Consider the following 7,501-nt stretch of genomic DNA (forward strand, 5'->3'; position numbering starts at 1 on the left):
CCGGCCAGGCGCCGTGACCGGTCACGGCGCGTAGCCCATGAGCACCAGGACAGCGATCGACCGGCCCGTCCACGGAGCCGCCCGGCTGCCGGACCGGCCGGGCTGGCGGGCGCTGCGGGCCGATCCGACCGGGCTGGTCGTCGCGACCCTCTTCGCGCTCCAGGCGATGACGCCCTCCCTGCTGCCACGCAGCTGGTTATTCCAGGGGATCGTGAGCGGGCTCTCCGCCGCGATCGGCTACGGCTTCGGGGTGCTGCTGGCCTGGCTCGTCCGCCGGACGTCGCTCTACCGGCGGGCGGCGGGGTGGGCCGCCGGGTCGATACCCGATCGGGTGCGGCGGGGTCTGTGGGCCGCGCTGCTCGTCGGCATCCCGGTCGTCCTGCTCGTCGTCCTCGTCATCGCCGCCGACTGGCAGAGGGAGGCCCGCGCCCTGGTCCAGCTGCCTCCGCAGAGCAGCGCCGGCTGGTTACGGGCGGCGCCGGTGCTCGTCGTCCTCGCCGTCCTCCTCGTGGCCGCGGCCCGTGGTCTGCGGTGGCTCGCCCGCCGGGTCGCCCGCCAGCTGCGGCGGTGGGTGCCGGTGCCCCCGCGCGTCGCGCTGGCAGCCGGTGCCGTCCTGGTGACGTTCCTGACCGCCGGGATCATCGACGGCGTGGTGCTGCGCTGGGCGCTCAACACCGCCGACGCCACCTTCAGCGTGAGCAACGAGCAGACCCCGGCGGGCGTGACCCAGCCGGTGCTCGACGAGCGCTCGGGCTCGCCGTCGTCGCTGTCGCCGTGGGACAGCCTGGGACACTACGGCCAGGCCTTCGTCGCCGGGGGCCCGTCCCGTGACCGGATGGCCCGGGCCTCCGGGCTGCCCGAGGACGCGGTGCGGACCCCGATCCGCGCCTACGTCGGCCTCGACGGTGCCGAGGACTTCGACGAGCAGGCCGCGCTGGCGGTCGCCGAGCTGGAGCGCACCGGCGCCTTCGACCGGGCCGCGCTGCTGGTCGTGACGACCACCGGCACCGGATGGGTGGACCAGGCCGCACCGGAGGCCCTGGAGCTCATGTACGGCGGCGACGTCGCCACCGTCGCCACGCAGTACTCCTATCTGCCGAGCTGGATCTCCTTCCTCGTCGACCGCGGCCGCGCGCAGGAGGCGGGCCGCAGCCTCTTCGACGCCGTGCACGCCCGGTGGGAGCAGGAGCCCGAGAACCGGCGGCCGCGGCTGCTGGTCTACGGCGAGAGCCTCGGCTCGCTCGGGTCGGAAGCCGCGTTCGACGGGCTGAACGACATCCGCGAGCGCACCGACGGCGTGCTGTGGACCGGCCCGCCGAACAGCAACCGGCTGTGGTCGCAGCTGGTCGAGCGACGGGACCCCGGCACACCGGAGGTCGCGCCCGTCTACGCGGGAGGGCTGGTCGTCCGCTTCGCCGATGCCCCCGAGAACCTGCTGGAGCCCGACGGACCCTGGCTGGAGCCGCGCGTCGCCTACCTGATGCACCCCACCGATCCGGTCGTGTGGTGGTCGCCGGACCTGCTCTTCAGCCGGCCCGACTGGCTCGTCGAGCCCCGCGGTGCCGGCGTGAACCCGGCGATGAGCTGGTACCCCGTCGTCACCTTCTGGCAGGTGAGCGCCGACCTCACCAACGCTGCCTCACCGCCGATGGGCTACGGGCACAACTACGCCGGCCAACTGCTGGACGCCTGGGCGATCGTCGCGCCACCGCCAGGCTGGACCGGCACCGACACCGAGCGTGCCCGCCGGGTCTTCCTCGACTGACTGTCAGCGGCGGCCCGGGCGCCGGGCGTCCACCGCGGCCCCGCAGACCGGGCACACCTCGAGCTGCCGGCGTCGCCACCGCAGGACGGGCACGAAGAAGACCGTGAGCTGCCGGAACTGCCGGACCCGGGTCCACCGCGCGGTGTTGCCGCACCGGGGACAGGTGCGGGTCGCCCCCGGGCCCGCGTCCCGCTGCTTGGTCCCGAAGCCGAAGAGGAAGAACATCCCGTCAGCGTGGACGATCGCTGCGACGCGCGCGCGGCGTCCCCCGCGGCCCCTACCGGCCGGTAGGCGGTGTGACCTGCGCCCAAGGGCTAGGTTCGGACCGGAACACCGGGTCGTCGGCGCAGGGGAGTGGCACGTGGGCAGGTCGGTACTGGTGACCGGCGGTAACCGGGGGATCGGGCTGGCCATCGCCCGGTCGTTCGCCGAGCAGGGCGACTCGGTCGCGGTGACGCACCGCGGCAGCGGCGCCCCCGACGGGCTGTTCGGCGTCCGGTGCGACGTCACCAGCGCCGAGGACGTCGACCGCGCCTTCGGCGAGGTCGAGGAGCACCAGGGGCCGGTCGAGGTGCTGGTCAGCAACGCCGGCATCACCCGCGACGGCCTGCTCATGCGGATGAAGGAAGAGGACTTCGCCGACGTCGTCGACGCGAACCTCACCGCCGCCTACCGGGTCGCCAAGCGCGCGACCCCGAAGATGGTGCGCGCCCGGGCCGGCCGGATGGTGTTCGTGTCCTCGGTGGTCGGGCTGCTCGGCTCGGCCGGACAGACGAACTACGCGGCGAGCAAGGCCGGGCTGGTGGGCCTGGCCCGGTCGATCGCGCGCGAGCTCGGCAGCCGGAACATCACCGCGAACGTGGTGGCACCCGGGTTCGTGACCACGGACATGACCGCGGAGCTGCCCGAGGCCCGGCAGCAGGAGATCCTGGGCCAGGTGCCGCTGGGCCGGTACGCCGACGCCGACGAGGTCGCCGGCGTCGTGCGCTTCCTGGCGTCGGACGCGGCGGCCTACATCACCGGGGCGGTCGTCCCGGTCGACGGCGGACTCGGAATGGGGCACTGATGGGCATCCTGGACGGCAAGAAGATCCTGATCACCGGGGTGCTGACCGAGGCGTCGATCGCCTTCGCCACGGCCCGCATCGCGCAGGAGCAGGGCGCCACCGTCGTCCTGTCGAACTTCGGCCGCGCCCTGTCGCTGTGCCAGCGGATCGCCAAGCGGCTGCCGCAGGAGGCCGCCGTCGTCGAGCTCGACGTGACGAACACCGAGCACCTGACCACGCTGGCCGACCGGCTGCGCGAGCAGGGCTTCGACCGCCTCGACGGCGTGGTGCACTCCATCGGCTTCGCCCCGCAGGAGGCGATGGGCGAGGGCTTCCCCGAGGTGGCCTGGGAGCACGCCGCCACTGCGTTCCAGGTGTCGAGCTGGTCCTACGCCTCGCTCACCCAGGCCTGCCGGCCGCTGCTGGCCAACCCGTCCTCGGTCGTCGGGCTGACCTTCGACGCGACCGTCGCCTGGCCGGTCTACGGCTGGATGGGCGCGGCCAAGGCGGCGCTGGAGTCGGTCAGCCGCTACGTGGCCCGCGAGCTCGGCCCGGAGGGCGTGCGGTCCAACATCGTCGCCGCCGGCCCGCTGCGCAGCATGGCCATGAAGTCCATCCCGGGCAGCAAGCAGTTCGAGGAGGCGTGGGAGGGACGGGCCCCGCTGGGCTGGTCGGTCACCGACACCGTGCCCGCCGGCAAGGCCGTCGTCGCCCTGCTGTCCGACTGGTTCCCCGCCACCACGGGGGAGATCGTCCACGTCGACGGGGGCTTCCACGCCGTCGGCGTGTGAGTGCATCCGTCGACGCCCCGCAAGCAGAAAGAACCCACGTGCCCCGCGCCATCGTCGACATCACGCCCGCAGGCCAGCGTCCCGACCAGGACCCCTCGCTCGCCGTCCGCAACAACGGCGGTGTCCCGCCGTCGGCCGAGCCGGCCCCGCCCGGCCGGCGTGAGGCGCTGCTGCTGCTGTCGTTCGGCGGCCCGGAGGGCCACGACGACGTCATGCCCTTCCTCGAGAACGTCACCCGCGGTCGTGGGATCCCGCGCGAGCGGCTGGAGGAGGTCGCCGAGCACTACCACCACTTCGGCGGGGTCAGCCCGATCAACGACCAGAACAAGGCGTTGCTCGCGGCGCTGGAGGCCGAGCTCCGCGCGGCCGGGATCGACCTGCCGGTCTACTGGGGCAACCGCAACTGGGCGCCCTACGTGGAGGACGTCTGGCAGCGGATGACCGACGACGGCATCCAGCACGCCTACGTGCTGGCGACGTCGGCCTACGCGTCCTTCTCCGGCTGCCGGCAGTACCACGAGGACATCGCCCGGGCCCGCGCCGCGCTGACCGGCGACGCCGCCGCACCGGGCGGGCCGACGGCGGAGAAGCTGCCGCACTACTTCGACGCCGACGGCTTCGTGCGGGCCAACGCCGACGCGCTCGCCGCGGCGCTGGCCGAGCTCCCCGAGGAGGTGCGCGACTCCGCCCGCCTGGTGGCGACCGCGCACAGCATCCCCGACACGATGGCTGCCGTCGCCGGGCCCGAGGGGCACGCCTACGAGGCCGAGCTGCAGGCGGCCGCGCAGCAGGTGGTCGACCTCGCCGCCCCGGGCCGGCCCTTCGACCTGGTGTGGCAGAGCCGCAGCGGCCCGCCGTCGGTGCCGTGGCTGGAGCCCGACGTCAACGACCACCTGGAGGCGCTGGCCGAGGCGGGGGAGCAGGCCGTCGTCCTCTTCCCGGTCGGCTTCGTCAGCGACCACCTCGAGGTGATCTGGGACCTCGACAACGAGGCGAAGGAGACCGCCGAGCGGCTGGGCCTGGCCTTCGCGCGCGCAGCGACGGCGGGTACGCACCCGGCCTTCGTGACCTCGTTGCGCGAGCTGCTCGAGGAGCGGCGCGCCGGCGGCGAGCCGCGCCTGGGCACCAACTGCCCGGCCAGCTGCTGTTTCGTGCCCCCGCGCCCAGCGCGCTAGCGGTCCGGTCGCGCCGAGCGGGGGCCGGAGGGGCCCGGGCAGGCGCGACGCAGCGGCTCCGCGGTGCAGGGGGACGGTACGTGGAGGCGGTGTCGTCCCGAGGGCGACGGCGTCATCGCGGGACGTCGTTGTAGGAGGCGGTGACCGCCTCGCGCACCGCGTCGGAGAGCGGGCGCAGCGCGGCGTCGCGGGCGGCGATCTGGGCCTGGTTGACCGCTGCCCCGGGTGCGTCGGTGGCCGCGAGGTCGAGCACGGCCGCCAGCCGCTGGGCCCGCCCGAGCACCGACAGCGCCAGCGGGTCGTGGTCGGACGGCAGGCCGGGGGCCGGCTTGGGGCGCGCCAGATCGGCCAGCAGGGCCGGGACCTCGGGGTGCCAGCGGGCCAGGTCCAGGCCCGCCAGCGTCCGGGCCGCGTCGGTGACGGCGAGGTCCAGCGCCCCGGAGACCGCCCGCAGCGTGCCCTCCACCGGTGGCGGTGGGGGCGCCGCACCGTCCAGCGGGAACGCCGTCCAGGTGACGACCTCCGGCCCGCTCCGCGGGACCAGCACCAGCCGGGCCCCGACGGCGGCCTGCCCCGCCTCCAGCGCCGCGGCGGCCAGGCCCGGCGCCGCGGGCAGCCCGCGCACGTCGCCGGGTACCGGCAGGACCAGCCGCAGCCGCTGCTCGCCCACGCCGCGCAGCGCGGTGAGCGCCTCGCCGAGTGGCACCGTCCCGGCGCTCCCGGGCAGACCGGCCACCAGATGCGCGTGCTCGCCGGTCAGCGCCTCCAGCGTCTCGTCGTAGGAGGTGCGCCCGCCCAGCCAGGCGGTCGCCCAGACCGCGAGCCGGCCGGCGGGGAAGTCGTGCACCGGTCGAGGCTACGACGGCGTGGCCGGGCCGCCGCGGGGCGTCCCGGGGCCGCGGCTCTGCCAGACTCGGTGCATGGCGTGGTTGCTGTGGTTGATCGGTGCGGGGGCGCTGGCCGTCGGCGAGATGCTCACCCTCGACCTGGTGCTGCTGATGCTGGCCGGTGGCGCGCTCGGCGGCATGACCGTCGCGCTGCTGGGCGGCGCGCTGGCGCTGCAGGTGGCCACCTTCATCATCATCTCCGGGGTCCTCCTGGTCCTGGTGCGCCCCATCGCGAAGAAACACCTGACCGACCGCACCCCGCTCCAGCTCGACGGCGTCGACACGCTCATCGGCAAGACGGCGCAGGTCACCGAGCACGTCGACGCCTCCGGTGGCCGGATCCGGCTGGGGGCCGACGAGTGGAGCGCACGCAGCCAGCACAGCGCGGAGTCCTTCGGCGTCGGGGAGACGGTGCGCATCCTGCAGGTGGAAGGTGCGACGGCGGTCGTCGGCGACGCGCTGGAGTGAAGCCCGTCCCCAGGGTGCTGACCCGGGTGGACCCGGCAGGGCAGGATCATCGGTGACCCCCGACGAAGGGAGCCCGCCGTGGATGCGGCACTCATCGCACTGATCGTCATCGCCGTGCTCGTGATCATCGTGATCGCGAAGAGCGTGACGATCGTCCCCCAGGCCCAGGCCAAGGTCGTCGAGCGACTGGGCCGGTACAGCCGGACCCTGTCGCCGGGCCTGTCGATCCTCGTGCCGTTCATCGACCGGGTGCGGGCCACCATCGACCTGCGCGAGCAGGTCATCTCCTTCCCGCCGCAGCCGGTGATCACCGCCGACAACCTGCAGGTCGGCATCGACACCGTCGTCTACTTCCAGGTGACCGATCCGCGGCTGGCCGTCTACGGCATCGCCAACTACATCACCGGTATGGAGCAGCTGACCACGACCACGCTGCGCAACGTCGTCGGCGGCCTGAACCTCGAGGGCGCCCTGACCGGCCGCGACGGCATCAACAGCCAGCTGCGCTCGGTGCTCGACGGCACGACCGGGCCGTGGGGTCTGCGCGTGGCGCGCGTGGAGATCAAGGCGATCGACCCGCCGCCGTCCATCCAGGACTCGATGGAGAAGCAGATGCGCGCCGACCGCGACAAGCGGGCGATCATCCTCACCGCCGAGGGTGCCCGGCAGTCGGCCATCACGACCGCCGAGGGCGAGAAGGCCGCCGCGATCCTCTCCGCGGAGGGCAAGAAGCAGGCCGCGATCCTCGAGGCCGAGGCCGAGCGGCAGAGCCGCATCCTGCGCGCGGAGGGTGAGCGCGCCGCGCTCTACCTGCAGGCGCAGGGCCAGGCGAAGTCGATCGAGACGGTGTTCCAGGCCATCCACGACGGCAAGCCCGACCAGGGGCTGCTGGCGTACCAGTACCTGCAGACGCTGCCGCAGATCGCCCAGGGTGACGCCAACAAGATGTGGATCGTCCCCAGCGAGTTCAGCAAGGCGCTCGAGGGGCTGGCCAGCCTGGGCGGCGCCGAGGGCGGCAAGTCGTGGATGGACGTCGAGCCGTCCGGTGGCAGCGCCGGGCCGAAGGACGGCGGCCTGGACACCAGCGACTGGTTCGAGTCGGCGCTGCCGCGGGCCGCCGACCAGCCCGAGGCGAGGATCGAGCTGTCCAGCATCGCCGACCAGCCGGCGGGCACCATGCCGCAGGTGCCGACGCCGCCGCCGCTCGCCCAGGTCAAGGAGGACGTGCGCGACAGCGGCCCGGCGGCCGATCCGCGCAACCGGGCCGGCAGCGACGACCCGGACGCCCCGGACGGCCCGCCGCAGCTGCCCGCGGAGTAGCCCGCCCGACGTCGGAACGCCGGTGGCCCAGGACCTCCGAGGTCCTGGGC

Annotated in this window: 8 protein-coding genes; 6 read left to right on the forward strand and 2 right to left on the reverse strand. The window is 74.2% G+C overall.

The features are described from left to right. The first annotated feature begins 37 nt into the window (after positions 1-37). The gene (locus ACI79S_RS19530) at positions 38-1,765 is read left to right on the forward strand and encodes an alpha/beta hydrolase (protein ID WP_456595107.1); all 1,728 of its coding nucleotides are present in this window, start codon (positions 38-40) and stop codon (positions 1,763-1,765) included. A gap of 3 nt (positions 1,766-1,768) precedes the next feature. Here ACI79S_RS19530 and ACI79S_RS19535 read toward each other — a convergent pair whose 3' ends face one another. Then, positions 1,769-1,990 carry a zinc-ribbon domain-containing protein gene (locus tag ACI79S_RS19535; protein WP_456595108.1) on the reverse strand — a complete coding sequence of 74 codons (222 nt, stop codon included), beginning with the start codon at positions 1,988-1,990 and terminating at the stop codon, positions 1,769-1,771. Between the two features lie 154 nt (positions 1,991-2,144). Here ACI79S_RS19535 and fabG point away from each other — a divergent pair, with 154 nt between their 5' ends. From fabG to ACI79S_RS19550, 3 genes are read left to right on the forward strand one after another with little or no spacing between them, the layout of a single operon-like run. Next, positions 2,145-2,831, forward strand: a complete 687-nt coding sequence (gene fabG, locus ACI79S_RS19540) for a 3-oxoacyl-ACP reductase FabG (protein ID WP_456590493.1) — start codon at positions 2,145-2,147, stop codon at positions 2,829-2,831. Continuing rightward, positions 2,831-3,601 (forward strand): enoyl-ACP reductase FabI, encoded by a 771-nt coding sequence (gene fabI / locus ACI79S_RS19545; protein WP_456595109.1) that lies wholly within the window; start codon positions 2,831-2,833, stop codon positions 3,599-3,601. The genes fabG and fabI overlap by 1 nt, the downstream gene beginning before the upstream one ends. Positions 3,602-3,639: 38 nt before the next feature. Continuing rightward, positions 3,640-4,776 (forward strand): ferrochelatase, encoded by a 1,137-nt coding sequence (locus ACI79S_RS19550; protein ID WP_456595110.1) that lies wholly within the window; start codon positions 3,640-3,642, stop codon positions 4,774-4,776. A gap of 112 nt (positions 4,777-4,888) precedes the next feature. Here ACI79S_RS19550 and ACI79S_RS19555 read toward each other — a convergent pair whose 3' ends face one another. Beyond that, a complete protein-coding gene (locus ACI79S_RS19555) occupies positions 4,889-5,623 on the reverse strand; it encodes a hypothetical protein (protein ID WP_456595111.1) in 735 nt (244 codons plus the stop codon). A 73-nt stretch (positions 5,624-5,696) separates the two neighbouring features. Between ACI79S_RS19555 and ACI79S_RS19560 the strand changes: the two genes are divergently transcribed. Further along, the gene (locus ACI79S_RS19560) at positions 5,697-6,131 is read left to right on the forward strand and encodes an NfeD family protein (RefSeq protein ID WP_456595112.1); all 435 of its coding nucleotides are present in this window, start codon (positions 5,697-5,699) and stop codon (positions 6,129-6,131) included. A 78-nt stretch (positions 6,132-6,209) separates the two neighbouring features. After that, positions 6,210-7,451 (forward strand): SPFH domain-containing protein, encoded by a 1,242-nt coding sequence (locus ACI79S_RS19565; protein ID WP_456595113.1) that lies wholly within the window; start codon positions 6,210-6,212, stop codon positions 7,449-7,451. Positions 7,452-7,501 lie beyond the last annotated feature (50 nt).

It is taken from the genome of Blastococcus sp. SYSU DS1024 (assembly GCF_054050795.1).